Source organism: Kribbella endophytica, assembly GCF_054781295.1.
In genome coordinates, this window is record NZ_BAAGUR010000001.1 from 278,361 (window position 1) to 301,190 (window position 22,830).

The 22,830-nt window shown below is 69.0% G+C and carries 21 protein-coding genes; 11 read left to right on the forward strand and 10 right to left on the reverse strand.

Features of this window, described 5'->3' with window-relative positions; genetic code table 11:
• Positions 1-4 precede the first annotated feature (4 nt).
• The 3 genes from ACYVIO_RS01470 to ACYVIO_RS01480 all read right to left on the reverse strand — a co-directional run bounded on the left by ACYVIO_RS01470 (position 5) and on the right by ACYVIO_RS01480 (position 3,835).
• The gene (locus ACYVIO_RS01470; protein WP_460648795.1) at positions 5-1,252 is read right to left on the reverse strand and encodes a DUF445 domain-containing protein; all 1,248 of its coding nucleotides are present in this window, start codon (positions 1,250-1,252) and stop codon (positions 5-7) included.
• Between the two features lie 409 nt (positions 1,253-1,661).
• A complete protein-coding gene (locus tag ACYVIO_RS01475; RefSeq protein ID WP_460648796.1) occupies positions 1,662-2,873 on the reverse strand; it encodes an MFS transporter in 1,212 nt (403 codons plus the stop codon).
• Complete coding sequence (locus tag ACYVIO_RS01480; protein WP_460648797.1) at positions 2,870-3,835, reverse strand: hypothetical protein; 966 nt, start codon at positions 3,833-3,835, stop codon at positions 2,870-2,872. Before ACYVIO_RS01480 ends, ACYVIO_RS01475 begins: the two co-directional genes overlap by 4 nt.
• Positions 3,836-3,913: 78 nt before the next feature.
• Here ACYVIO_RS01480 and ACYVIO_RS01485 point away from each other — a divergent pair, with 78 nt between their 5' ends.
• Both ACYVIO_RS01485 and ACYVIO_RS01490 read left to right on the forward strand, forming a co-directional pair.
• A complete protein-coding gene (locus tag ACYVIO_RS01485; protein ID WP_460648798.1) occupies positions 3,914-5,080 on the forward strand; it encodes an alpha-hydroxy-acid oxidizing protein in 1,167 nt (388 codons plus the stop codon).
• On the forward strand, positions 5,077-5,733 hold the full coding sequence (locus tag ACYVIO_RS01490; RefSeq protein ID WP_460648799.1) for an HAD family hydrolase: 657 nt from the start codon (positions 5,077-5,079) through the stop codon (positions 5,731-5,733). The genes ACYVIO_RS01485 and ACYVIO_RS01490 overlap by 4 nt, the downstream gene beginning before the upstream one ends.
• Here ACYVIO_RS01490 and ACYVIO_RS01495 read toward each other — a convergent pair.
• Positions 5,730-6,497 (reverse strand): D-Ala-D-Ala carboxypeptidase family metallohydrolase, encoded by a 768-nt coding sequence (locus tag ACYVIO_RS01495; RefSeq protein WP_460648800.1) that lies wholly within the window; start codon positions 6,495-6,497, stop codon positions 5,730-5,732. The two genes, ACYVIO_RS01490 and ACYVIO_RS01495, sit on opposite strands and share 4 nt — an antisense overlap.
• Positions 6,498-6,712: 215 nt before the next feature.
• On the opposite strand from ACYVIO_RS01495, the gene ACYVIO_RS01500 reads away from it, so the two are divergent.
• From ACYVIO_RS01500 to ACYVIO_RS01515, 4 genes are read left to right on the forward strand one after another with little or no spacing between them, the layout of a single operon-like run.
• Positions 6,713-7,285: a SigE family RNA polymerase sigma factor gene (locus ACYVIO_RS01500; RefSeq protein ID WP_460648801.1), complete on the forward strand. Its 573-nt coding sequence runs from the start codon at positions 6,713-6,715 to the stop codon at positions 7,283-7,285.
• The gene (locus ACYVIO_RS01505) at positions 7,282-8,697 is read left to right on the forward strand and encodes a hypothetical protein (protein ID WP_460648802.1); all 1,416 of its coding nucleotides are present in this window, start codon (positions 7,282-7,284) and stop codon (positions 8,695-8,697) included. Before ACYVIO_RS01500 ends, ACYVIO_RS01505 begins: the two co-directional genes overlap by 4 nt.
• A 42-nt stretch (positions 8,698-8,739) precedes the next feature.
• A complete protein-coding gene (locus ACYVIO_RS01510; RefSeq protein ID WP_460648803.1) occupies positions 8,740-9,240 on the forward strand; it encodes a SigE family RNA polymerase sigma factor in 501 nt (166 codons plus the stop codon).
• Positions 9,237-10,298: a hypothetical protein gene (locus tag ACYVIO_RS01515; RefSeq protein WP_460648804.1), complete on the forward strand. Its 1,062-nt coding sequence runs from the start codon at positions 9,237-9,239 to the stop codon at positions 10,296-10,298. The genes ACYVIO_RS01510 and ACYVIO_RS01515 overlap by 4 nt, the downstream gene beginning before the upstream one ends.
• Before the next feature lies 1 nt (position 10,299).
• Here ACYVIO_RS01515 and ACYVIO_RS01520 read toward each other — a convergent pair whose 3' ends face one another.
• Positions 10,300-11,052 carry a sugar phosphate isomerase/epimerase family protein gene (locus ACYVIO_RS01520; protein WP_460648805.1) on the reverse strand — a complete coding sequence of 251 codons (753 nt, stop codon included), beginning with the start codon at positions 11,050-11,052 and terminating at the stop codon, positions 10,300-10,302.
• Between the two features lie 117 nt (positions 11,053-11,169).
• On the opposite strand from ACYVIO_RS01520, the gene rarD reads away from it, so the two are divergent.
• On the forward strand, positions 11,170-12,078 hold the full coding sequence (rarD, locus tag ACYVIO_RS01525) for an EamA family transporter RarD (RefSeq protein WP_460648806.1): 909 nt from the start codon (positions 11,170-11,172) through the stop codon (positions 12,076-12,078).
• A gap of 86 nt (positions 12,079-12,164) precedes the next feature.
• Positions 12,165-14,234 carry a PhoX family protein gene (locus tag ACYVIO_RS01530; protein ID WP_460648807.1) on the forward strand — a complete coding sequence of 690 codons (2,070 nt, stop codon included), beginning with the start codon at positions 12,165-12,167 and terminating at the stop codon, positions 14,232-14,234.
• Positions 14,235-14,310: 76 nt separating this feature from the next.
• On the opposite strand, the gene ACYVIO_RS01535 is transcribed toward ACYVIO_RS01530, so the two are convergent.
• Entirely contained in the window at positions 14,311-15,066 is a 756-nt protein-coding gene (locus ACYVIO_RS01535) for a DUF899 family protein (RefSeq protein WP_460648808.1), read from the reverse strand.
• A gap of 45 nt (positions 15,067-15,111) precedes the next feature.
• Between ACYVIO_RS01535 and ACYVIO_RS01540 the strand changes: the two genes are divergently transcribed.
• The 3 genes from ACYVIO_RS01540 (at position 15,112) to ACYVIO_RS01550 (ending at position 16,837) form a co-directional block, all read left to right on the forward strand.
• Complete coding sequence (locus ACYVIO_RS01540) at positions 15,112-15,594, forward strand: RrF2 family transcriptional regulator (protein WP_460648809.1); 483 nt, start codon at positions 15,112-15,114, stop codon at positions 15,592-15,594.
• A 76-nt stretch (positions 15,595-15,670) separates the two neighbouring features.
• Positions 15,671-16,132 (forward strand): cupin domain-containing protein, encoded by a 462-nt coding sequence (locus ACYVIO_RS01545; RefSeq protein WP_460648810.1) that lies wholly within the window; start codon positions 15,671-15,673, stop codon positions 16,130-16,132.
• A 66-nt stretch (positions 16,133-16,198) separates the two neighbouring features.
• The gene (locus ACYVIO_RS01550; RefSeq protein WP_460648811.1) at positions 16,199-16,837 is read left to right on the forward strand and encodes an AAA family ATPase; all 639 of its coding nucleotides are present in this window, start codon (positions 16,199-16,201) and stop codon (positions 16,835-16,837) included.
• Here the strand turns inward: ACYVIO_RS01550 and ACYVIO_RS01555 are convergent.
• Genes ACYVIO_RS01555 through nuoL form a run of 4 tightly spaced genes read right to left on the reverse strand, consistent with a single transcriptional unit; the run spans position 16,821 to position 22,829 of the window.
• Complete coding sequence (locus ACYVIO_RS01555; RefSeq protein WP_460648812.1) at positions 16,821-17,843, reverse strand: polyprenyl synthetase family protein; 1,023 nt, start codon at positions 17,841-17,843, stop codon at positions 16,821-16,823. The genes ACYVIO_RS01550 and ACYVIO_RS01555 overlap by 17 nt on opposite strands.
• On the reverse strand, positions 17,840-19,441 hold the full coding sequence (nuoN, locus tag ACYVIO_RS01560) for an NADH-quinone oxidoreductase subunit NuoN (RefSeq protein WP_460648813.1): 1,602 nt from the start codon (positions 19,439-19,441) through the stop codon (positions 17,840-17,842). The genes ACYVIO_RS01555 and nuoN overlap by 4 nt, the downstream gene beginning before the upstream one ends.
• Entirely contained in the window at positions 19,438-20,961 is a 1,524-nt protein-coding gene (locus tag ACYVIO_RS01565) for an NADH-quinone oxidoreductase subunit M (protein ID WP_460648814.1), read from the reverse strand. Before ACYVIO_RS01565 ends, nuoN begins: the two co-directional genes overlap by 4 nt.
• Positions 20,958-22,829: an NADH-quinone oxidoreductase subunit L gene (gene nuoL, locus ACYVIO_RS01570; RefSeq protein WP_460648815.1), complete on the reverse strand. Its 1,872-nt coding sequence runs from the start codon at positions 22,827-22,829 to the stop codon at positions 20,958-20,960. Before nuoL ends, ACYVIO_RS01565 begins: the two co-directional genes overlap by 4 nt.
• Between the last annotated feature and the right edge of the window lies 1 nt (position 22,830).

Genomic DNA, 22,830 nt, shown 5'->3' on the forward strand with positions numbered 1-22,830 from the left:
CCTCCTAGAGCCATTGGCTGGCGGTGTGGATGATGAGGCCTACGAGGGCTCCGACGACCGTGCCGTTGATGCGGATGAACTGGAGGTCCCGGCCGACGTGGAGCTCGATGCGGGCTGAGGCCTCGCGGCCGTCCCAGCGTTCGATGGTGTCGGAGATGACCGAGACGATCTCGCTGCCGTAGGTGCGGACGACGTACGCGACGGCCTCGGTGGCGCGGGCGTCGACCTTGGCGCGCAGCGGGTCGTCGGTCTGGAGGCGGGCGCCGAGGTCCTTGATCGCCTGGACCGCGCGGGTCTGGAGGGGGCTGGTGGGGTCGGCGATCGCGCCGATCAGCGCCGTACGGACCGCGTCCCAGACGGCGGTCAGGCTGGGAGCCAGGTCGGGGTGGTCGAGCATGCGGCGCTTGAACGCCTCGAAGCGTTCCATCATCTCGGGGTCGCGCTGCAGGTCGGCGGCGAACTTGCTCAGCAGGCGGTCGACGGCCTGGCGCGCGGGGTGGTTCTGGTCGTCCCGTACGCCGGCCAGCCAGGTGAGCGCCTCGCGGTGGATGCGGTCGACGACCAGCGAGTCGACCCAGCGCGGCGACCAGCGCGGGGCGCGCGGGCCGACGACCTCGGCCAGTACGTCGCGGTTGTCGCGGAGCCAGTCGTACGCCTCGTCGAACACCAGGTCGAGCAGCGCGTGGTGTGCGCCGTCGTCGACGACCGACTCGAGGAAGTGGCCGGCGATCGGGCTCAGCGGTTCCTCGGCGAAGCGCGGGAGGAGGCCGCCGCGGACGAACGCGGTGACATCGGAGTCGCCGAGCTTCGGCAGTACGACGCCGATCGTGCGCGCGCCCTCGGCAACGATCCGCTCGGCGTGGTTTCCGTCGGCGAGCCACTCACCGGCCCGCTTGCTCACCTCGGCCGACGCCATCTTGCCGGCGACGACGTCCTCGGACAGGAAGTTCTCGGTGACGAACTGCTCGAGGCTCTCGGCCAGACTGTCCTTGCGCGTCGGCACGATCGCGGTGTGTGGGATCGGCAGCCCGAGCGGATGCCGGAACAACGCGGTCACCGCGAACCAGTCCGCCAGCGCCCCCACCATCGCCGCCTCGGAGGCCGCGTTCACATATCCCCAGGCGCCGTCGCGGTGCAGCGTGACGATGTAGACGATCGCCGCCAGCACCAGCAAGGACAGCGCCACCAGCCGCATCTGCCGCAGCCCCCGCCGCCGCACCAGATCAGGCCCACTCAGGGTCATCGTCGCCATACCCCCATCCAACCAACCCCCTGGTGAAAACCCGCTCAGGAGACCACCTGGTTCTCCCCTGAAGGTCCGGTACGCCGGGGAGCTCCGCGGCTGGGTTCGTCGGGGGCGCGGCCTGAGGTCGGCGGCAATGCGGCCGGACTCGCCCGCGGTGGCTAAGACCGCGGCGGCCGGAAACAGCAGGGGAGGCTGCCGGGGGCGGTGAGCATCGGAGTGGGGATCGCCCGCGACCGGAAACAGCAAGGGACGCTGCCAGCGGCGGTGGGCGCCGGAGTGAGGATCGCCCGCGGCCGGAGGCCGCAGGGCCCGGGGGCGGACGGCTTCCCTCCCCGTCCGCCGGCCCGGCGGGAGTGCCCGCGGCCGGAGGCCGCAGGGCTCGGGGCGGCCGGGCTCCCTCCCCTGCCCCTGGGTACTACTGGGTGACTGGTGCCCCGAGGCGGGCTGTGCGGCGGTCCATCAGGCCCGACGCCAGAGCGAGGAGCAGGCCCAGGATCGCAAGCCCTGCGCCGAGGCGGCTGGGCCATTCGTAGCCGTAGCCGGCTGCGAGGACCAGGGAGCCCAGCCACGCGCCTAGTGCGTTGGCGATGTTGAGGGTGGAGTGGTTGAGGGACGCCGCGAGGGACTGGCCCTCGTGGGCTACGTCCATCAGGCGGGTCTGGAGAGCGGGGATCAGGATGCTGGAGGAGAAGCCCAGCAGGAAGACGGCGAGGAGCGCGGTCGGGCGGGTGTGGGCGAGCCAGCCGAAGGTGGTGAGCATGATGGTGATTGCCACCAACCCGCCGTACAGGCTGGGCATCAGGGCGCGGTCGGCGAGGCGGCCGCCGACGAGGGTGCCGCCGGTCATGCCGACGCCGAAGACCGCGAGCACGATCGTCACCGCGCCCTCGCTGAACCCGGCCAGCTCGGTCATCGTCGGCGTGATGAACGTGTACGTCGCGAACATCCCGCCGAAGCCGACCATCCCGACCAGCAGCGCCATCCACACCTGCGGCCGGGCCAGTGCGCTCAGTTCGCTGCGCACGTTGACCTCGCTGCCGACCGGCTGCGGCGCCACCCAGAACCAGACCGCGACCAGCGTCAGCAACCCCAGTACGCCGACCAGCACGAACGGCAACTGCCATCCGAAGTGTTGCCCGAGCAGCGTCGACGTCGGTACGCCGACGATGTTCGCGATCGGCAGCCCGACCATGATCATCGAGACCGCCCAGGCCCGCCGGTTGGCCGGCACGAGCGACGCGCTGACCACCGCGCCGATCCCGAAGAACGCGCCGTGCGGCAGCCCGGACAGGAACCGCGCGGCCATCAGCAGCTCGTAGCTGTTGGCAACGGCCGACAGCACGTTGCCCAGCACGAACACACCCATCAGCCCGAGCAGCAGCCGCTTCCGCCCGGTCCGAGCGCCCAACGCGGCGATCACCGGAGCACCGACGACAACCCCCACGGCGTACGCCGAGATCACGTGCCCCGCCGTCGGGATCGAGATGTCGACCCCCTCGGCGATCTGCGGCAGCAGCCCCATCGTGACGAACTCCGTCGTCCCGATCGCGAACCCACCCGTCGCCAGGGCGAACAGCGCCAGCCCGACATGCCGGTAGCGAGTGTCAGGAGTCACCGAAGTTGTCACACCTGAATTGTCGCATCCGCCGACCGGCCCGACCGAATCCAGCAGAGCACCAGCAACCCCACCGCCAGCACGGCGAAGACCACGTTCCCGGCCAGATCAACCCCCTTCGAGGCGTCCACGACCGGATGCTCCGGGAAGGCGTGCCACGCGTACGTGAGCAACGTCCCACCCGCCAGCGCCATCGAGTGCCGAGCCGTCCACGCCGTACGCCGCGACCATCCCCGTACGACGACCAGCGCCACCACGAACAGCACCAGCATCGCCCCCACCCGCACCCACGCGCCGAGGTCGACGTCGTTCACCACCATGAACGCCGACGACACCACGAGCCCGAACACCCCGACGACCCAGTCCGCGGGCACCCCTCCGGCCTCGCGCACCACCTTCCGCCGTCCCACCCGAGCAGCCAGCGCCACCAACACCCCGATCGCCACCGCCACCCCCGCGAACTGCCCCGGAGAAGCCACGAACGAGTCGCTCTGCAACTGGAACGCGGTGGTCGCCAGCACCCCAAAACCGAAGATCACGCAGAAGACCACCACCCCCTTCCGCCCGAACCACGGCCTGCGAGAAGACACCGATTCCACCAGCACGATCGGCACCGTCACGCTCCACACCGTGTGCAACGCGAGCACGAACAACGTCCACGGCACCCCCATCCCCAACCACCCGACATGCCCCGGATCGAGCAACCGCAGATCCGCGTAGTTCGGGTTGAACAGCGACTGCGTGGTCACCCCTTCCTCCAGTACGCCGTACGCGAGCGCCAGCAGCACCACGCTCGGATACCCCCACTCGCGATGGCGGACCAACTCGCGGATCAGCACCGCGCCCCCGCCGTACAGCGGAGCGAGCGCGAACAGCGCGAACAGCGACGTGATCGGCAGGTTCCCCAGCAGGAACTCGGCCACCAACGGCGACAGGACGAACAACCCAAGGGCCGGCAGGATTTTTCTGGTCACCTCGTCAGCATCACGCCGTACAGACGATGAGACAGGTGCCGGACGGCCGGATCAGGCGCTGACGGATGTCATGCGTCTGTGAAAACATCCGGCATGGCCAACTTCGGTGATCATCAGCTGGCGATCTACGTGCAGGGCATGTTCCAGGACACCAAGCCGGAGATCACCACCGATCTGTCCCGGCTGGAGGCGCAGGCGGCGGCGAACCTGTCCGCCGAGGCAATGGGCTACATCGTGCCCAGCGCCGGCAGCGGCTCGACCGCTCGAGCGAACCTGGCCGCCTTCGAGAAATGGCGGCTGGTCCCCCGGATGCTGCGCGGTTCCAACGAGCGCGACCTGTCCTGCACGATCCTCGGCACGAAGATGCCCGCGCCCGTCCTGGTCGCGCCGATCGGCGTACAGACCCTCGCGCACCCCGAGGGCGAGCTGGCGACAGCGCGCGCCGCGAGCGCGCTCGGGCTGACCTACACGCACTCGACCCAAGCGAGCCACGCGTTCGAGCAGATCGAGGCCGACAGCAAGTGGTACCAGCTGTACTGGCCGACCGACCGCGACGTCTGCCTCAGCTTCCTGAACAGGGCAAAGGCCAGCGGGTACGGCGTACTGGTGGTCACTCTCGACACCGGCACGATCGGCTGGCGCCCGGCCGACCTGGACCGCGGCTTCCTGCCGTTCCTCAAGGGTGAGGGCCTCGCGAACTACTTCAGCGACCCGGCGTTCCAGGCGAAGCTGGCCAAGCCGGTCGCCGAGGACCCGACCGCCGCGGTGATGCACTGGGCGCAGATGTTCCCGAACGTCGGGCTGGGCTGGGACGAGCTGTCCTTCCTGCGCGACAACTGGGACGGCCCGATCGTGCTGAAGGGCATCACGTCGGTGGACGACGCGAAGCTGGCTGCCGAGCACGGTGTCGACGGCGTGGTCGTGTCCAACCACGGTGGCCGCCAGGTCGACGGCGCGATTGCCTCGCTCGACGCACTGCCCGCGATCGCGGATGCCGTCGGCGAGCAGCTCACGGTCCTGTTCGACTCCGGCGTACGGACCGGCTCGGATGCTGCGAAGGCGCTGGCGCTGGGCGCGAAGGCGGTGCTGCTCGGGCGCCCGCTGCTCTACGGTCTCGCGCTGGCCGGTCAGGCCGGCGTCGACCACGTCCTGCGCTGCTTCCTCGCCGAGCTGGATCTCACGCTGGCGCTGTCCGGGTACGCGAACCACCGCGAGCTCAACCGCGACTCGGTGACGCAGGGATGAAGGCGGTCATCTTCGACCTGGACGACACACTCTTCGACCACACGACCTCGGCCGGTACGGCGCTGAGGCGCTGGGTGGCCGACCTCGGCATCGACTGGTCCGACGAGTTGTCGGTGCGGTGGTTCGAGATCGAGCAGGAGTGCTACGACCGCTTCGTCACCGGACAGCTGACCCACCAGGGGCAGCGGCGGGCGCGGTTGCACGCGTTCCTGCCGGTGCTCGGACGACCGGTGCCGAGCGAGGACGTGCAGCTCGACGAGATCTTCGAGGGCTACCTGCGGCACTACCGCACCAGCTGGGCGGCGTTCCCGGACGCCCTGCCCGCACTGGAAGTTGCTCAGGGCAACGGCTGGCGGGTCGGGGTGCTGACGAACGGGAGCACCGTTCAGCAGAACGCGAAGCTGGCGGCGATCGGGCTGGCGCCGTACGTCGAGGTCGTCGCGACCACCGAGTCGCTGGGCTTCGGCAAGCCGGTCCCCGAGGCGTACCTGAGCACCTGTCGTCAGCTCGGCGTGGAGCCTGCCGACACGTTGATGATCGGCGACAACTTCGAGCTGGACGTGCTCGGCGCTCGAGCCGCGGGGCTGAGCGCCGAGCACCTGGATCGCCCGGCGGGGATCACACTGGCTCAGCTGGTGAAGCCGGTGCGCTAGATCCCGCAGTTCGGCGCCGACCAGGAGTTGCTGGTCCGGATGTCGACGTGGGTGTGGTCGTTGTGGCCGGGGTAGCCCGGTCCGAAGATGCCGCCGAACCCGTGGTTGCGCGCCTGCTGGGCGAGCTTGCAGAACGAGTGCACGCCGGTCAGGTCGGCCGAGCGTCCGTACAGGTGCTGACTGTTGCTCGCGCCGCCGACGGAGGCGTTGCACGGCGTACTGCGGAAGCCGCTGCTGATGTTGAGCGCCTGGTCGCCGAGTGCGTGCCGCATGGCTTCCAGTTGCCACATGGTCTGCAGTGCGTTCGCGCGGGTCGCTGCCTCCGACAGCGGGCCGCCGTCGTATCCGGAACCTCCACAGCCGTCGTCGAGCTCGGCGTAGGTGAAGTGGATCGGCGTGCAGTCGTCGTCCTGCAGCGCGTACAGCTTGGTGAACGTCCCCGGACCGGCGATGCCGTCGGCGGCCAGGCCGTACGCCTGCTGGAACCTGGTCACCGCGGCCTTCGTACCGGGGCCGAAGGCACCGTCGACCGCGACATGCCCGCCGTACCCGGGGTAGCCGGCGACGCGGACCTGCAACTGGCGGACGTCCTCACCGCTGGCGCCCTGGCTGAGCGTGCGGCTCCAGGTGTAGCAGCCGTCGGCGTGCGCCTTGGTCGCGGTGACGACCTGTGTGGTGACCGCCGTACCGGCGACGGCGGCGAACAGGGCCAGGATCGCGAGGATCCTCGGCAGGGGTTTGGACAAGAAGGTGCGAACGGACATCGGAGAACCTCCGGGAGACGCGATCGGGGCGAAAACGCGCTGTCACCGGCCAGTTTTGCGGCATCATCTGCCGCTTGGCCAGACCTCGGCGGAAACTTTTTGACCAACAGGCAACCAAATCCGCGGGCCGACTGGTCAGCCATGATGTGACCATCGATGAGAGCACGCTCACTCTGCGTGCCACAGCTGAGCTTGCTGGAGACGGGGAGCGATCGGTGACGGCTGAAGACAGCTTCGACGCGTTCGTGCTCGCGCGGTCCGGCAGGTTGCTGCGGACCGCCTACCTGCTGACCCAGGACCATGCCCTGGCCGAGGACCTGCTGCAGACAGCACTGGCCAAGGTCTGGTTCGCGTGGTCCAGGATCGAGGGCGGCGACCCCGAGCCGTACGTGCGCAAGGTCCTGGTGAACACCTACTCCACCTGGTGGCGACGCCGCTGGAACGGCGAGCAGCCGACCGACGAGCTCCCCGAGTCCGCGGGGCCGGAGGGAGTTGGGACTGCTGAGCGCACCGATCTGTGGCGCGCACTGCAGCAGCTCCCGCGGCGGCAGCGGGCGGTCGTCGTACTGCGGTACTACGAGGACCTGAGCGAGGCCGAGACGGCTCGCCTCCTCGGCTGCTCGGTCGGCACCGTGAAGAGCCAGGCCAGCAAGGCCTTCGCCAAACTCCGCCTCGACCCCAACCTCGTCGATCCACCCGAGCACTCAGCCGGCCCGGTCACCACCCACCAAGCCGGTACCACCGACAGCCAGTCCGCCGATCTCGCCGACAAGGAGACCTCGCGATGAATCTCACCGACCTGCGCGACGAGCTCTCCCACCGCGCCGACACCGTCGAAACCCCCGACCTGCTGCCCGGCGTCCGCCGCCGCATCCGCACCACCAAGCGCCGCCGCGTAGCCGGATCCCTCACCGCCGTCGCCGCGGTCGTTGCCCTGGGCATCGCTATCGCGCCGAGCCTGACCACCAGCGCGCCGGACCCGGCCGAGAACACCCCGGACGACTACGTCAAGGACTCCGTCACGATCAGCGGGATGGTCGGCAAGGACCGGCTGGACAAGGCCTGGGTCGGCAACATCGGCGAGACCCGGGGCACCTTCAGCTGGACCCCGACCACGCGGGACATCGTGATCCACCCCTACTGCAGCGGCGCCGGCTTCGACACCCGGTACGCCGTACAGATCGGCGGCCGCAACGCCGCCTCCGGCACCTGCGGCGTGGACCGGACCACCCCGGACGACTCCGGTCTGATCAAGTCGGACGCACCGCTCTGGCTCGACGTACCGCTGAACCAGGCCACCACCGTCAACGTCCAGCTCATCGACAACGACGGCAAGGTGATCGAGGACAACAGCGCCCAACTCGGTATCGGCATCTACCAGGCCGGCAAGCGCGACCCGATGCCCGGCGCCACCGACGCGACCCCGACTCCCGCCCTGGGCGACCGCGAGGAGAACGGCCTCAAGTTCCGCGCCAAGGTCGGCGGCGACCGGCTGCTGGCCGGTGCCGCCGGCAAGCCCGGCGTCGCCACGATCACCGCCACCTACACGGCGACCGACCGGCGGATCCTGCTGCGCTCCTTCTGCACCGCGAACGACCTGGTCCCCGGCTACCGGTACCAGCTGCGGATCTACGTGAACGGCGTCGAGCGGGCGACGGACTGCTACTCCCAGTCCGTCGACCTCGGCCAGGGCGGCGGCGTGGTCCTGTCGGGCGTCGGCACCGTCGGCGAGGAGGTCCGCGTCACGGCGGTGCTCACCGACAAGTCCAACAGCGCGGCCACGGTCCCCGGTGCCCGCATCGGCCTCGCCGTCTACGAGAAGGGTCCGCAGCGGGTCTACGACGACGCGACCCTGGACGAGCGCACCGAGTACCTCGGGACGACGTACGAGCTCGCCGACATCAAGGCCGTCGACGCGACCACCAACCGCAAGGTCGAGCTCGAGACCCCGGCCGGCACCCCGTTCCTGGTCTCCTACGGCAGCTCGAACCTCGGCGCCAAGGGCGTCATCAACGGTACGCTCGACGGCCTCTCCGGCCAGAACATGCTCAGCACCGACCAGAGCAGCTCCATCTCCAGCTGGGGCATCGGCACCGACGGCAACTGGGCCGGCCCCAGCAGGACGGTCACGCTCAGGATCAGCGAAGGCACCCCCACCAAGGGCAAGCTGATCCTCGCCATCTACACCCCCGCGAAGTGATGCAACCTCCTGGGCGGTCCAGCCGCTCGTGACAGTGTGCGGATGACCAGACAAGGCCGGGTGGAGTTCGAGGACTTCGCCTCCACCCGGTACGGCGGCCTGCTGCGGACCGCCTACCTGCTGACCCAGGACAGGGCGCTGGCCGAGGACCTGGTGCAGGCGACGCTGGCCAAGTGCTGGCTCGCCTGGCACCGGGTCGACGACCCCGCGGCGTACGTCCACCGGACGATGGTGAACACCTACACCGCCTGGTGGCGCCGCCGCTGGAACAGCGAGTACCCGACCGAAGAGCTACCGCAGTACGGCGCCGACGGCGGTCAGGCCGGCACCGAGCTCCGCACCGACCTCAGCAGCGCGCTCCGCCGGCTCCCGCGCCGGATGCGCGCGGTCGTCGTACTGCGCTTCTACGAGGACCTGTCCGAGGCCGATACCGCTCGAGTCCTCGGCTGCTCGGTAGGCACCGTGAAGAGCCAGACCAGCCGGGCTCTCGCGAAGCTCCGCATCGATCCCGCTGTCCTCGACCAGGCCCTGGAGCAGTCATGAACCTCGACGAACTCCGCGACCGGCTGCACGACCAGGCCGACGAGATCGACCTGGCCGAGCCGGCCCCGCTGCACACCCTGCGCCGACGGGCCGGCCGGATCCGCCGTCGCCGGATCGCCACCGGCGCCGGCGTCGCGGCCGTCTGCTGCGCGGTCGTCGCCGCGGCGGCCATCGGCAGCAGCAGTGGGATGCTCGACCGGACCGAGCCCGCGACCTCGCCGACGCCGTCGGTCAGCGTTCCCACCGCGGCGCTGCCCGACGGCCTGCCGAGCGCGAAGATCGTCCCCTCGCCGAAGGACTACGTGAAGAACGGCATCCGGTACCAGGCGAAGGTCGCCGACGCCGAGCTGCTGGACGCTCAGATCGGCGGCAGCTCGGTCTCGTTCCAGTTCGACGCGGCCCAGGAGCTGGTCGACTTCCGCGCGTTCTGCGCGCTGCCTGGCGAGCCGGCCGCCGCCGAGCTGGCCAAGGTGGTCGTCCGGATCGACGGCCGGGCCGTGACGTCACGCCCTTGTACGAGGTTCCCCGAGCCGCAGGCCGGCGAACAGCCGGGGATCGGCGTACCGGGCCTCGGGATCCAGCTCGCCAAGTCGTACCAGGTCACCGCGACGGTGGTCGACGGCAACAATCGCCCGATCGTGCGCGACGGCATGGTCACCGGCGTCGGCGTCTACGCCCGGGGCCCGGGCCGCGAGGTCCGCGAGGGCTACTGGCTGCCCCTGCGCATCCAGCACCACGGCCGGATCTATCGGTGGGCCGACAGCATGACCGCACCGGTCGTCTCAGGAGCAGGCCCACAGGGCGCGGGACTCGACACTCCGGGCTTCACCCCGTGCCTGGTCGCCTTCGGCACGGTCGGCGTTCCCGGGCCGCACTCGTTCGAGATCGCAGGGACCACCGGCGGTGAGCAGTTCACCGTCCACCCGGCCGATGGCGCCGCCGGCTCGATCTTCTTCGACGCCGTACCGTCCCAGGCCGCCGGCTCCTTCGAGCTCCGCCAGACCGGCAAGACCCCGACTGTCGGCGACCTGGTGGTCGCGATCTACCTACCCGAGTAGCTCAGACCCAGGCGTGCAGGTTGGCGGCGTCGGTCGCGAGCTGGTCGACGGAGTCGTCGGCGACGAACTCGAGGAGGGCGTTGATCTCGCGGTCCTCGGTCGACAGGCGGTGCAGGACCGGGCGCCACAGGGACTCGCGGCCGGTCAGAGGGAGGCGGTTGTTCGAGGGCCACCAGGAGAAGACGTGGACGGTGCTGAGCCACGGCATCAGCGCCTCCAACTGCTCCAGGCACGCGGCGTCGTCCAGGTCGACCGGCGGCTGCCAGTACGTCGTGAGGTTGGGCGCGCCGACGTCCAGCAGCAGGGTGATCGTGGAGTCGACCTCGTCGGTCAGCGTGCCGCGGTGGAACTCCATCGCGATCTCGATCCCGGCTCCGGCCGCGACGTCGGCCAGCTCGGCCAAGCCGCGGGTCACGGCCATCCGGTCGCCGACGCCGGCTTCCGCCGTACCGACTGTGCCGGCCCATACCCTGATCCGGGGCGCACCGAGCTCGGACGCGGTGGTCACCGCGGTCCGGATCTCCTCGCGGTCGACGCTGCCGGCCCGCAGGTAGGACCCGTACGCCGCGATCGCCAGCCCGCGCTCCTCGCAGAGCGCCCGCGCCTTCCGGGCGGCGGCCAGATCGCCGAGCGGGACGTGCACGTCACCACCCCACTCGATCGCCGCCAGACCCGCCTCCGCGGCGACGTCGACGACCTCCTCGACGGCCAACTGGCGGAACGTCACCGAGACCAGACCGGTCCTCACACCCACTAGCGCCTCCTGTGCTCGACTCCATCCAACCGCATCGCACCAGCGCGGCCCCGCGATCGATCTCACGTCATGAGCAAAATCTTTGTACGACCCTGACTCAGGGCTTAGGCTCACGACGTGTCAGAGCAGCGCAAGGGCTTCCTCCAGGGCTTCGCCGCGTACGTGCTGTGGGGACTCTTCCCGCTCTACTGGCGCTTGCTCGACCACTCCGGCGCCATCGAACTGCTGGCCCACAGGATCGTCTGGTCGCTGATCTCGATCGCCCTGCTGGTCGTCGTACTGCGGCACTACGGGCAGGTCCGCGCGATCCTCGCCGAACCGCGGCGGCGCTGGCCGCTGGTCGTCGGCGCGGTGCTGATCTCGGTCAACTGGGGTGTCTACATCTGGGGCGTCGAGCAGAACCGGGTCGTCGAGACCTCACTCGGGTACTTCATCACTCCCCTGTTCACCGTCCTGCTCGGCGTCTTCGTGCTCGGCGAACGGCTGCGGGCGATCCAGTGGACCGCGCTGGCGATCGCGTTCGTCGCGGTGGTCGGGCTGACCATCGAGGCCGGGCGGCCGCCGTGGATCGCGATCGCGCTGACCTTCTCGTTCGGGTTCTACGGGCTGGTCAAGAAGAAGGCCAATGCCGGCGCGCTGGAGGGAATGGCCGTCGAGTCGGCGACGATGGCGCCGGTCGCGGTGATCGCGATCGTGGTGATGTCGCTGCAGGGCCACTCGACGGTGACCGAGCACGGTGGCGGGTACCTCGCGCTGGTGCTGCTGAGCGGGCCGATCACCGCCGTACCGCTGCTGCTGTTCGGCTCCGCCGCGACGCGGATCCCGATGACGACGCTCGGACTGCTGAACTACATCGCGCCGATCATGCAGTTCGTCGTCGGCGTGACGCTGTTCCACGAGCACATGTCGTCGATGCGCTGGGCCGGGTTCGGGCTGGTCTGGATCGCGCTGGCCCTGTTCACCTGGGACGGGCTGGTACGACGCCGGCGGACCCCCGTGGTCGACGTTGCCGCCTCGGCCGCCTAACTGTTCACCTTTGCTTCACTTGACTTCTGTCTGGGCTCCCTAGGCTCGCGGCCACATCCCCCTGTGAGAACCGGAGAGCCGCCGCCGTGAGCCCCAAGTTCCTGCCGCTGATCAGCCAGCTCGGCACCCGCCACGGGTCGCGCACCTACCGCACCTGCGCGCTGAAGTGCGCCAGCCAGTGCGACCATGCGACGCCGAACACCTCGGACAACACCGACTTCCAGACCGTTGCCCGTAGCACCTTCTCCCGGCGCGGCATGCTGAAGCTGGGCGCGGCCGGTGTGGCCGGCGCCGGTGTCGCGACGCTCGCGGCGAACCTGCCCGCCGCCGCGGACTTCTCGTCGGCGCTGAGCGGCGATCGTGGCAACGGCGCCTTCCCCGGCTTCGGTGGCCCGCACGGCGAGCTGAGCCACAGCGTCGTACCGCCGAACCGCAAGGACGACATCGTCGTACCGAAGGGCTACGACCAGGCGGTCGTGATCGCGTGGGGCGACCCGGTCGCGCACGGTGCGCCGAAGTTCGACGTGAACAAGCAGACGCCGGAGGCGCAGGCCAAGCAGTTCGGCTACAACAACGACTACACGATGATCGTGCCGCTCAAGGACGAGCGGAAGGCGCTGCTGGTCTGCAACCACGAGTACACCGACGAGTACCTGATGTTCCCGACCGGCAAGTACGACGCCAAGACGGTCGCGAAGATCGGACTGGCCGCGCACGGCATGTCGGTGGTCCAGATCGAGCGCGTCGGCCGCGGTGGCCAGTGGCGCCGCGACAAGGACGGCAGCCGCTACAACCGGCGCATTACCGCGAACACCAAGTTCGAGGTGACCGGCCCGGCCGCCGCCGACAGCCGCGTCGGGAAGGTTGCCTACGGCACCTTCGGGAACTGCTCCGGCGGCGTCACGCCGTGGGGCACGATCCTGTCCGGCGAGGAGAACTTCAACGGGTACTACGACGTCACCGGCGCGATCCCGGCCGAGTACACCGACAGCTACAAGCGGTACGGCGTACCGACGACGGTGACCAAGTCCGAGCGCGAGTGGAGCATCGTCGACCCCCGCTGGGACCTGGCCAAGACGCCGACCGAGGTGTTCCGGGCCGGCTGGGTGGTCGAGGTCGACCCGTACGACCCGAAGGCCGCGCCGAAGAAGCGGACCATGCTCGGCCGGCTCAAGCACGAGGGCGCGACCACCACGCTCACCGCCGACGGGCGGATCGCGGTGTACCTCGGCGACGACGAGAAGGGCGAGTACATCTACAAGTTCGTCTCGACGGGCAAGTACGACGCGGACAACCGCAAGCGCAACTTCGGCCTGCTCGACGAGGGCACGCTGTACGTCGCGCGCTTCGCCGGTGACGGCTCCGACGACGGCCTGTACGACGGGACCGGACGCTGGCTGCCGCTGACCACCGACAAGAAGTCGTTCGTCGACGGGATGTCGGTGGCCGACGTACTGATCAACACCCGGATGGCCGCCGACAAGCTCGGGCCGACCCGGATGGACCGGCCCGAGGACGTCGAGCGCAACCCGGTCAACGGGCGGGTCTACGCGGCGCTGACCAACAACGACAACCGTGGCGTGAAGTTCCCGGCCGACGAGGCGAACCCGGTGGTGACGTCGCACGTCCGCGACACCCTCGGCGGGCCGCTGGTCGAGAAGGCCGGCAACCGCAACGGGTACATCCTCGAGCTCACCGAGGAAGGCGACGACGCGGCCAAGACCGGCTTCTTCTGGACCCTGTTCCTGGTCTGCGGCGACCCAGCCGCGCAGGAGACCTACTTCGGCGGCTACGACAAGTCGAAGGTCAGCCCGATCTCCTGCCCCGACAACGTCTCCTTCGACGGCTCGGGCAACCTGTGGATCTCCACCGACGGCAACGTGCTCGGCTCCAACGACGGCATCTTCACCGTCCCGGTAGCCGGCCCGAAGCGCGGCCAGGTCAAGCAGTTCCTGTCCGTCCCGTTCGCCTCCGAAGCCTGCGGCCCACTGGTCTCCGAGGACGACAAGACCGCGTTCGTCGCCGTCCAGCACCCCGGCGAAACCGACGACGCAACCTTCGAAAAGCCGGCCTCAACCTGGCCACACACCCACACCTACCCGCGCCCCGCGATCTCCTGCATCTGGCGCAAAGACAACGCCCGCATCGGCAGCTGAAGTCCCGTCGGAGAGTTGCCGCTCGGCACCCCGTACTTTCTTCTTCTCTTGGTACGAGGTTGCCGAAGGCAACGAGTCAGTCCGCGAGGTTGTCCGATCGTCCAGCTTGCAAGCGAGACCACTGGGCGGTTGGGCGGCCGTCGACCTGGTGCAGGTCGGGCTTCTCGTCGGTGCCCCACGTCCGCGGCCAGCCCTCGGGTGAGTCCTCGTGCTGTTCCTGCCGGCCGTGGACAGTGAGGTCCATCAGCGAGTAGCTGTTGTCCATGACCTCCACGCCGCGGTTGGTGGTCCACCAGGTCTCGAAGACCCGATCACCGTCGCGCACGTAGCAAACCAGGTGCATCATCCCCACCGTCCGCCCGACGAGCAGCTCAGCCTTCGACGGATCGGCCGAGTACCAGGGCATCGTCCACCCCATGAACTCGCGGTAGCGCCGGCTCTCGCCGTACGGCCCCTGCGCGAAGACCGCGAACGTGATGTCGCGCGAGTGCAGGTACGACAACTCGGCAACATGCGTCGTGCACCACGTACACCCTTCGCACTGCTCGGACGCGGGATGGCCCGGATGCCACATGAAGTAGTACGCGATCAGCTGGCTACGCCCCTCGAAAGCGTCGAGCAGCGTGGTCGGGCCGTCCGGGCCGGTCAGTTGCAGACCCGCGTCGACCTCCACCATCGGCAACCGCCGTCGCGCGGCAGCGATCGCGTCGCCTTCCCGCATGTGCGCCTTCTCCCGCACCCGCAGTTCGTCGACCTGCTTCTGGAAGGTGGCCCGGTCGACCACCCGCGGAAACCTCGTCTGTGCGTTCATGTCCGGTACGTCGGAGCCCATGGAACGATCTTGACACGTCTATTCTGGACATTTAGGATCTAGGTTATGAAGATGAACGAGGGCGTCGAGTGGGCCCTGCACAGCTGCGTGAACCTGTGCTGGATCCCCGGTGAGACCGTCACCGCGAAGAAGCTCGCCGCCTTCTACGAACTACCCACGGCCTACCTGAACAAACAGCTCCAAGCGCTCTCCCGAGCCGGCATCATGTCGTCGACGTCAGGCCCGAAGGGCGGTTTCCAGCTGGCCAAGCGGCCGGAGGACATCACGCTTCTGGACGTCGTCGTCGCGATCGACGGCCCGGAGGACGCCTTCCGCTGCACCCAAATCCTGAAACAAGGGCCAGGGGCCGACCCGAAGGCCGACTACCGCAAGACCTGCCTGGTCTCCAGCACGATGCGCCGCGCCGAGGTCGTCTACCGCCGCGAACTGGCGGCCCGCACGATCGCCGACCTGGTCGCCGACGTCGAGCGCGGTTTCCCGCAGACCCCGGAGAGCACGCGCGCCTGGTTCGCCAACCTCAAGTCCTGAGCTTCGCCCGTACGGCGCTCAGCATCACGTCATCACCTAATTCTGGACATTCATCATCTATGTTAGGAGTCACACCATGACCGCACCGATCATCGTCCGCAGCACCGACGCCGAGGTCCTGTCCGCGAGCGGCGTCACCCTGCTCGCCGACACCCCCGCCACCAACGGCCACCTGACCAGCCACCGCTCGATCTTCCAGCCCGGCAAGGAAGGCGCTCCCCCGCACCTGCACCGCGAGGCCTCCGAACTCTTCTACGTCCTCACCGGCAACCTCCGCGTCCTCACCGACGAAACCCTCACCACCCTGCACGCCGGCGACTTCCTCGTCGTCCCGCCCAACACCCCGCACGCCTTCGAAGCCGCCGGCGACTCCACCGCCGAGGTGCTCTTCGTCCTCACCCACGCCAAGCCCCGCTTCGACTACTACCGCCTCCTCGAAGGCGTCTACCGCGGCGACACCGACCCCGCGATCCTGGCCACCACCTCCGACACCTACGACAACCACTACGTCGAAAGCCCCACCTGGATCGCGCGGTAGAAAGCCACTCTCAGTTGATTCCAAGGAAGTTCTCAGAGCTGTGCGTCACCATCGTGCAAAGCGGCGATGGGAGACGCGGTGGCTGGTACGGCGGTGGCGACTGGGGTGCTTCGGTACCCGGCGGAGTCGGTGGTGGTGCTGGCCGGGATTCCCGGGGCCGGGAAGAGCACGCTGCTGCGGCGGGTGTTCCCACCGGGCAGCGCAGTGCGAGTGCTGGATTCGGCGACCACGCGCGATGAGTGGCGGCCGGTGTTCGGGAGCGTGCCGTACGCCGTGTGGCGGCCGCTCGTGCACCTGACGTACTACGTGCGCGTGGTGCTTGCGATCCGGCGGGGTGGGCCGTTGGTGATCCACGACTGCGCGACCCGGCCGGTGGCGCGGCGGTTGATCGGCTGGGCAGCCCGTACGGCGGGGTTGCCGGTGCACCTGATCATGCTCGACGTACCGGAGGAGGTCGCCCGGCGCGGACAGGAGGACCGGCAGCGCGTCGTACGGGAGACCAGCATGGCCAAGCACAGCAGGCGCTGGCCGGAGCTGGTCCACCAAGCAGCCAAGGATCCTGCGTTGGTGGTGCCGGGAGCGCTCTCCGCAAGAGTGCTGAGCCGAGGACAGGCTGATCAGGTCAGAGAGATCGTCTTCACGACAGAAGATGCCGGGGTGAAGGAGGAACTGCTCACCCCGGCAGGTGTCAGACCGAGCGGGTGACGACCAGGTCGCAGAGAGACTCGAGCGCGTCGCGGGCGATGCCCTCGGGGAGCGCCGCCAGGAGCTTGCGGGCCTCGTCGGCTCGACGGCGTACGTCGTCCTCGGCCTGCTGCAGTGCCGGGTGGGCCCGCAGCGCGGACAGAGCCTCGGCCAGGCGCGCGTCGTCGGTGAGGTCGGCGGCCAGGAGCTCCGTCAGGCGGGCGTCCTCGGGCTTGGACGGGTCGGCCTGCGCCTCGAAGATCAGGACCGGAAGCGTGGGCACACCCTCGCGAAGGTCCGTGCCCGGCGTCTTGCCGGACTGGCCGGACTCCGAGGTGACGTCGAGGATGTCGTCGGCGAGCTGGAAGGCCGCGCCGATCTCCTCGCCGAACGCGCGCAGCGTCTCCTGGATCTCCTCCGAAGCACCGGCGAACCGGGCCCCGAAGAGTGCCGACGTCGCGATCAGCGAGCCGGTCTTGTCGGCAACGACCGACAGGTAGTGCGCGAGCGGGTCCTGTCCCTCGCCGACGCCGAGCGTCTCCCGGATCTGCCCCTCGACCAGCCGGCCGAACGTACGGGCCTGGATCCGGACGGCCTCCGGCCCGAGCGAAGCGACCAGGTCGGAGGCCCGGGCGAACAGCCAGTCCCCCGCCAGGATCGCGACCGAGTTGTCCCAGGCGGCGTTCGCGGTGGACGCACCGCGCCGCAGCGCCGCCTCGTCCATCACGTCGTCGTGGTGCAGGGTCGCGACGTGGGTCAGCTCGACCACAACGGCCGAGTCGACCACGTCGGAGGCCTCAGGGTGAGGCCCGAACTCCGCGGCCAGCAGGACCAGCAGCGGCCGGAAGCGCTTGCCTCCGGCAACCATGACGTGCTGGGCCGCCTGGGTGACGAACGGCGCCTCGGACTGGGTGGAGTCGCGCAGCGCCTGCTCGACCCGTTCCAGCCCGGCACGAACCCGGGACTCGAGCGCCTCGTCGGCGAACGCGAATCCCAGGCTCTCGGCCGGCAGCGGAGTCGGACTCAACGGATGAACTCACCCGCACGGGCCGCCAGGTCGAGCATCGGTCCGGGAACCAGACCGAGCACCACCGTGGCGGCGAGACCCAGGGCGACGGCGGCCGTGGTCTGCCACCCGGGCAGCACCACGTCCGGAGCGTCGTCCGGCAGGTCGGAGAAGAACATCAGCACGATCACGCGGACGTAGAAGAACGCGGCGACCAGGCTGCAGAGCACGGCGATCACGACCAGCGGCCACGCGCCACCGGTCCAGGCCGCGGTGAACACGGCCCACTTGCCGGTGAAGCCCGCGGTCAGCGGGATGCCGGCGAACGACAGCAGGAAGAAGGCGAAGATGCCACCGAGCAGCGGCGACTTCTTGCCCAGTCCGGCCCACCGCGACAGGTGGGTCGCCTCGCCGCCCGCGTCGCGCACCAGCGTGACGACGGCGAAGGCACCGATGGTCGGGAAGCCGTAGGTGACCAGGTAGAACAGCACCGCCTGGGTCGAGGTGATCCCGTTCAGCACGCCGCTGCCGGCCTGGGCCAGCCCGATGAACGCGGTCAGCAGGAAGCCCGCGTGCGCGATCGAGGAGTAGGCCAGCATCCGCTTCACGTCGGTCTGCGTGATCGCGACGATCGAGCCGACCACCATGGTGAGGATCGCGACGATCCACATCATCGGCGCCCAGTCCCAGCGCGTTCCGCCGAGGGCGACGTAGAAGACCCGCATCAGGCCGACGAACGCGGCGATCTTGGTGCAGGCCGCCATGAACCCGGTGACCGGCGTCGGCGCGCCCTGGTAGACGTCCGGCGTCCACGAGTGGAACGGCACGGCGCCGACCTTGAACAGCAGGCCGACCCCGAGCAGACCGGTACCGGCCAGCAGGATCGCGTCGCCACCGGTCTGGGTGGCCAGCGCGTCGGCGATGCCGCCGAGCGACATGGTGCCGGCGTACCCGTAGAGCAGGGCGATGCCGAACAGCAGGAACGCCGAGGCGAACGCGCCGAGCAGGAAGTACTTCATCGCCGCTTCCTGCGAGATGAGCCGGCGACGCCGGGCCAGACCGCAGAGCAGGTACAGCGGCAGCGAGAAGACCTCGAGCGCGACGAACAGCACCAGCAGGTCGTTGGCCGACGCGAACAGCATCATGCCGCCGACCGCGAACATCGTCAGCGGGAAGACCTCGCTGTGCTCGACCTTCGCCGCGGTGCCCTCACGCTCGGCCTCACTGCCCGGTACGGCGGCCGCCTGGCCGGCGAACGCCGACAGGCCTCCGTCGACCGAGCGCTCGGCGAACAGCAGCAGGCTGATCAGCGTCAGCGCGAGCAGGATCACCCAGGTGTACAGCGCGGGGCCGTCCACGGAGATCGCGCCCTCGGCCGTGACCAGCTTCTTCTCGTCGGCCATCAGCAGCACGGTCAGTACGCCGGCCACGACCACGCCGACGATCGCGATCGCGACCTGGACCAGGTGACGCCAGGTGCGCGGGAGGAACGCTTCGGCGAGGACGCCGATGCAGGCCGCCCCGAAGACGACGAACAACGGCATCAGCTCGTTGTACTCGATCTTCGGTGCGACGAAGTCCGCCAGCGGCAGAACCTGCGCCGTCAGCACTGCACTCACTTCTGTCCCTCCGTCACGGGGATCTCGGGGGCCTTGTCGGTGACGCCCACGATCTGCATCGTCGACTCCACCGCCGGCTTGATGATGTCGACCACCGGCTTGGGGTAGATCCCGAAGCCGACGATCAGCAGCACCAGCGGGGCGATCGCGAACACCTCGCGGAAGTTCAGGTCCTTCAGCTTCTCGATCCCGTCCCGTACCGGACCCGTCATCAGGCGTTGGTACATGATCAGGATGTAGAGCGCGGCCAGCACGATACCGACCACCGCGATCACGGCGATCACCTTGTGCTTGCTGAAGGTGCCGGCGAGCACCATGAACTCGCTGATGAACGGCGACAGCCCCGGCAGCGCGAGGCTGGACAGGCCGGCGAACAGGAACGTCCCGGCCAGCACCGGCGCGACCTTCTCGACGCCGCCGTAGTCGGCGATCCGCGCCGAACCGCGGCGCGAGATCAGGTACCCGGCGACCAGGAACAGCGCCGCCGTCGACAGGCCGTGGTTGAACATGTAGAGCGTCGACCCGGTCAGCCCCTGCGAGGTGAGCGCGAAGATGCCCATCACGATGAAGCCGAAGTGCGAGATCGAGGTGTAGGCGATCAGCCGCTTGATGTCGGTCTGCCCGATCGCCACCAGCGCGCCGTACAGAACGCTGATCAGCGCGAGCACCAGGACCACCGGGGTGGCCCACTTGGAGGCCTCCGGGAACAGGCCCAGGCAGAACCGGATCATCCCGAAGGTGCCGATCTTGTCCAGGATGCCGACCAGCAGCACCGACGTGCCCGGCGTCGCCTCGGCGGCGGCGTCCGGCAGCCAGGTGTGGAACGGCACCATCGGCGCCTTCACCGCGAAGGCGAAGAAGAAGCCGAGGAACAGCCAGCGCTCGGTGTTCTGCGACATGTCCAGCTTGATCATGTCGGTCAGCAGGTACGACGGGTCGCCGGCCTTGGCCGACACGACGTACAGGCCGATCACCGAGGCCAGCATCAGCAGCCCGCCGAGCAGCGAGTAGAGCAGGAACTTCACCGCGGCGTACGAGCGCTGCGCGCCGCCGAAGCCACCGATCAGGAAGTACATCGGGATCAGCGTGGCCTCGAACAGCACGTAGAAGAGGAACACGTCGGTGGCGGCGAAGACCCCCAGCGACAGCGCCTCCAGCACCAGCAGCCAGACGAAGAAGGACTTCTCGCTCCAGCGACCGGTCTTCGCGTCGTTCCACGAGGCCAGCTGGACGATCGGGGTGAGCAGTGCGGTGAGCACCAGCAGCACCAGTCCGACACCGTCCAGCCCGAGCGCGAAGTGCGCGCCGAAGGCCGCGATCCAGGTGTGGGTCTCCTCGTAGTCCGCCGCACCGTTCTGGTGGTAGCCGACGGCGATCACCAGGGTCAGGACCAGCGTGAGCAGGGAGAAGACCAGGGAGACCTGCTTGGCCAGCAGGGCCTTGGCCTTGGGCACCGCCAGGGTGACCAGGGCTCCCACGAGAGGCAGGAGCAACAGATACGTCAGCCAACCGATGTTCACGACAACCTCACCGCGAGGAGGGCGACGACCACGAGAGCGGCGCCGAAGACCATGCTGAGTGCGTACGAACGGACGAAGCCCGTCTGGAACCGGCGGAGCCGGCCGGACAGACCGCCGAAGAGTGCGGCCAGGCCGTTCACCGAGCCGTCGACGCCCCGGTTGTCCAGCCAGACCAGCGTCCGGGTGAGGTACTGGCCCGGACGCATCAGGACCGCCTCGTTGAGCGCGTCGCCGTACAGGTCACGGCGGGCGAACGTGGTGACCGGCGAGACCTTGACCGGCGCCTCGCGCGGGATCTCCTGGCGGTAGCGCAGGTACCCGACGGTGGCGCCGACCAGGACCACGGCGACCGTGATCAGGGTCATCACCAGCGCGCTGACCGGCGGGTGGTGCTCCTCGTGCCCGACCACCGGCTCCAGCCAGTGCACGATCCACTCGCCGGCGAAGTACAGCGCACCGCCGCCGATCGACAGGATCGCCAGCACGATCAGCGGGACCGTCATCGCCTTGGGCGACTCGTGCGGGTGCACGTCCTCGGCCCAGCGCTTCTTGCCGAAGAAGGTCATCATCATCAGCCGGGTCATGTAGAACGCGGTGATGCCGGCCGCCAGCAGGGCGCACAACCCGATCACGAAGTTGTCCGCGAAGGCGGCCTCGATGATCTTGTCCTTGCTCCAGAAGCCGGCGAAGCCCGGGAACCCGATGATCGCCAGGTAGCCCATCAGGAAGGTCGCGAAGGTGATCTTCATCGACGTCCGCAGGGCACCGTAGTGGCGCATGTTCACGTCGTCGTTCATGCCGTGCATCACCGAGCCGGCACCGAGGAACATGTTGGCCTTGAAGAAGCCGTGCGTGATCAGGTGGAAGATCGCGAACACGTAGCCCGCCGGGCCGAGACCGGCGGCGAGCATCATGTAGCCGATCTGGCTCATCGTCGAACCGGCCAGCGCCTTCTTGATGTCGTCCTTGGCGCAACCGATGATCGCACCGGCCAGCACCGTGACGGTGCCGACGATGACGACCGCGGTCGAGGCGACCTCGGTCTGCTCGAAGATCGCGTGCGAGCGGGTCACCAGGTAGACGCCGGCGGTGACCATGGTCGCCGCGTGGATCAGGGCCGAGACCGGGGTCGGGCCCTCCATCGCGTCCAGCAGCCAGGACTGCAGCGGCACCTGCGCGGACTTGCCGCAGGCCGCGAGCAGCAGCATCAGGCCGACCAGCGTGGCCCAGGTCGACGTCATCCCCTCGGCCCCGGCGTTCACCGTGGTGAAGGCGGACGAGCCGAACAGCGCCCACATGCTCATCACCGCGAGCGAGAGGCCGATGTCACCGACCCGGTTCACCACGAACGCCTTCTTGGCGGCGGTGGCGGCCGAGTGCCGGTCCTGCCAGAAGCCGATCAGCAGGTACGACGCCAGACCGACGCCTTCCCAGCCGACGAACACCAGCAGGTAGTCCGCGGCCAGCACCAGCAGCAGCATCGCCGCGATGAACAGGTTCAGGTAGGCGAAGAAGCGGCGCCGGCGCGGGTCGTGCGACATGTAGCCGATCGAGTAGATGTGGATCAGCGACCCGACACCCGTGATCAGCAGCACGAACAGGATGGACAGCTGGTCGACCAGCAGGGTGACGTCGACGTGCACGCTGCCCACCGAGAACCACTCGAACAGCTTGACCGTCTCGGACCGCTCCTCGGCGCCGCTGCCCTGCATCTGGACGAACAGGACAGCACCGCAGACGAAGGAGGCCAGCGACGCCGCGGTGCCGAGCAGGTGTCCCCAGGCGTTGGTGGCCTTGCCACCGAGCAGGAGGATCGCCGCCGACACCGCTGGGATCGCGACCAGCAGCCACGCGAGCTCATGACTCATC